This is a genomic window from Catellatospora sp. KI3, assembly GCF_029948125.1.
Lineage (GTDB): Bacteria > Actinomycetota > Actinomycetes > Mycobacteriales > Micromonosporaceae > Catellatospora.
The window spans coordinates 1-2,365 of sequence record NZ_JASAMB010000059.1; the positions used below are offsets into that span (position 1 = coordinate 1).

A 2,365-nucleotide genomic window follows, 5' to 3' on the forward strand; every position below is an offset into this window, starting at 1 on the left:
AGGTAAGTCCTCGGCCTATTAGTACCAGTCGACTGAACACATTACTGTGCTTACATCTCTGGCCTATCAACCCGGTGGTCTAGCCGGGGGCCTTACCCCATCTCTGGGTGGGAGACCTCATCTTGAAGCGAGCTTCCCGCTTAGATGCTTTCAGCGGTTATCCCTTCCGAACGTAGCCAACCAGCCATGCCCCTGGCGGGACAACTGGCACACCAGAGGTTCGTCCGTCCCGGTCCTCTCGTACTAGGGACAGCCCTTCTCAAGTCTCCTGCGCGCACGGCGGATAGGGACCGAACTGTCTCACGACGTTCTAAACCCAGCTCGCGTACCGCTTTAATGGGCGAACAGCCCAACCCTTGGGACCTACTCCAGCCCCAGGATGCGACGAGCCGACATCGAGGTGCCAAACCATCCCGTCGATATGGACTCTTGGGGAAGATCAGCCTGTTATCCCCGGGGTACCTTTTATCCGTTGAGCGACACCGCTTCCACATGCCAGTGCCGGATCACTAGTCCCGACTTTCGTCCCTGCTCGACCCGTCAGTCTCACAGTCAAGCTCCCTTGTGCACTTACACTCAACACCTGATTGCCAACCAGGCTGAGGGAACCTTTGGGCGCCTCCGTTACCCTTTAGGAGGCAACCGCCCCAGTTAAACTACCCACCAGACACTGTCCCTGAACCGGATCACGGTCCGAGGTTAGATACCCAGATCAAACAGAGTGGTATTTCAACGTTGGCTCCACCATGACTGGCGTCACAGCTTCACAGCCTCCCACCTATCCTACACAATCTGAACCGAATACCAATGTCAAGCTATAGTGAAGGTCCCGGGGTCTTTCCGTCCTGCCGCGCGTAACGAGCATCTTTACTCGTACTGCAATTTCGCCGGGCCTGTGGTTGAGACAGTGGGGAAGTCGTTACGCCATTCGTGCAGGTCGGAACTTACCCGACAAGGAATTTCGCTACCTTAGGATGGTTATAGTTACCACCGCCGTTTACTGGCGCTTAAGTTCTCCGCTTCACCCCGAAAGGCTGACAGGTCCCCTTAACGTTCCAGCACCGGGCAGGCGTCAGTCCATATACAGCGTCTTACGACTTCGCATGGACCTGTGTTTTTAGTAAACAGTCGCTTCCCCCTGCTCTCTGCGACCCCACCCAGCTCCAGCCGCGAAGGCCTTCACCAGACGAGGCCCCCCTTCTCCCTAAGTTACGGGGGCAATTTGCCGAGTTCCTTAACCACAGTTCGCCCGATCGCCTCGGTATTCTCTACCTGACCACCTGTGTCGGTTTGGGGTACGGGCCGCGCACAGCTCGCTAGAGGCTTTTCTCGGCAGCATAGGATCATCGACTTCACCTGATACGGCTCGGCATCACGTCTCAGCCTTGATGCGGCGCGGATTTACCTACGCCACGGCCTACACGCTTACCCCAGGACAACCACCGCCTGGGCTCGACTACCTTCCTGCGTCACCCCATCGCTCAACTACTACCAACCAAGATCCCAGTCTCCAAGTCCGTCCCCCGAAAGGAACTCGCTCTTCAAAAGGTTAGTACAGTCAGGTTCGTCGCGGGCGCTGCTTTGCGGGTACGGGAATATCAACCCGTTGTCCATCGACTACGCCTCTCGGCCTCGCCTTAGGTCCCGACTCACCCAGAGCAGATTAGCTTGACTCTGGAACCCTTGGTCATCCGGCGGCAGGGTTTCTCACCCTGCATTCGCTACTCATGCCTGCATTCTCACTCGCGTGGCGTCCACGGCTAGATCACTCTGCCGCTTCACCCGCCACACGACGCTCCCCTACCCATCCACACACCTGGACCGGTTTCACCCGGCCGGGTCGTCATGTGAATGCCACAGCTTCGGCGGTGTGCTTGAGCCCCGCTACATTGTCGGCGCGGAACCACTTGACCAGTGAGCTATTACGCACTCTTTCAAGGGTGGCTGCTTCTAAGCCAACCTCCTGGTTGTCTATGCGATCCCACATCCTTTTCCACTTAGCACACGCTTAGGGGCCTTAGCTGGTGATCTGGGCTGTTTCCCTCTCGACTACGAAGCTTATCCCCCGCAGTCTCACTGCCGCGCTCTCACTTACCGGCATTCGGAGTTTAGCTGACTTCGGTAAGCTTGTGGGCCCCCTAGGCCATCCAGTAGCTCTACCTCCGGCAAGAAACACGCGACGCTGCACCTAAATGCATTTCGGGGAGAACCAGCTATCACGGAGTTTGATTGGCCTTTCACCCCTAACCACAGGTCATCCCCCAATTTTTCAACATTGGTGGGTTCGGCCCTCCACGACGTCTTACCGTCGCTTCAGCCTGCCCATGGCTAGATCACCCCGCTTCGGGTCTAGAGCATGCGACTC

The 2,365-nt window shown here is 57.3% G+C and carries 1 rRNA gene; it reads right to left on the reverse strand.

Going from position 1 to position 2,365, the window contains the following annotated elements:
- Positions 1–2,365, reverse strand: a 23S ribosomal RNA gene (locus QEZ54_RS36165); the annotation flags it as partial.